Annotated in this window: 2 protein-coding genes; both read left to right on the top strand. The window is 38.0% G+C overall.

The genetic code is table 11. The features are described 5' to 3' along the window. The coding region (locus RR45_RS10895; RefSeq protein ID WP_143465095.1) for a transposase at window positions 1-649 on the top strand (649 nt) is incomplete at its 5' end. After that, complete coding sequence (locus tag RR45_RS11685) at window positions 562-915, top strand: transposase (protein WP_425319433.1); 354 nt, start codon at window positions 562-564, stop codon at window positions 913-915. The genes RR45_RS10895 and RR45_RS11685, both read left to right, overlap by 88 nt. Window positions 916-931 lie beyond the last annotated feature (16 nt).

Below are 931 nucleotides of genomic sequence, written 5' to 3'. Positions count from 1 at the left end.
TAATCAAGAAGTTGCGGTTGAAGCCTTGATTTATCAAGAAGAATTAGAGAAAGAGATTAACGAGGTGCGGGTAAAGGCTGGAAAAAAGCCCTTCAAAAAATCAGAAGAAAAAGACGTCAAAAACAATAAAGTATCCACGACAGATTGTGATAGTGGTTGGTTTCATAAAGGTGAACACAAGGAGGTCTTTGCTTACTCAGCACAGGTTGCTTGCGATACTCACGGTTGGGTACTGGGTTACACAGAAGATTGTGGTAATCTTCATGATAGTCGGACTTTCTTTGATTTGTACGCTAAATTAATCAAAAAGTTTCCAGAAATAGAGACAGTTGTCGCAGATGCAGGGTATAAAACACCTGCCATTGCTAAAAAGTTGATCGATGATGGTCGAACTGGCCTATTTCCTTACACGCGACCACGTGGGAAGAAAGAACTTTTTCGAAAACGAGATTTTATTTATGACTATGTGAATCATACTTATACATGTCCAAATGGTAAACAGTTGATTTACAAAACGACCCGACGTGATGGGTACCAAGAATATCGAACCACCAAGGCAAATTGTGCCACTTGCCCATTTTTAGCACATGTACAACTTCACAAAACGAACAGAAGACAGTTTTCAGACATATTTGGCAACTTTATCTAGATAAAATCGAGCAAAACCGTTTAACGACTTGGGGTAAGGCAACGTATAAGCGACGTAAAGAAACGATTGAACGTTTGTTTGGGACTGCCAAGGAACATCATAATTTGAGATATACACATGAAAATGGCCGAGATAAAATGCACATGAAGCTTGGTCTTACTTTTGCGTGCTTGAACATGAAAAAATTAGCTAAAATTATGGCAAATAGAGATAGGGGAAAGGTGAAGTTTTTCAATTTTTGGATAAGTTTTAAGATGATAAGGTAGACAAAAAGCACAAATC

Source organism: Pseudolactococcus chungangensis CAU 28 = DSM 22330 (assembly GCF_002441885.1).
In the GTDB taxonomy this organism is placed as follows: Bacteria; Bacillota; Bacilli; order Lactobacillales; family Streptococcaceae; genus Pseudolactococcus; species Pseudolactococcus chungangensis.
Note: the sequence above shows the minus strand (reverse complement) of the source record. Positions and strands in the feature narration are given on the sequence as shown.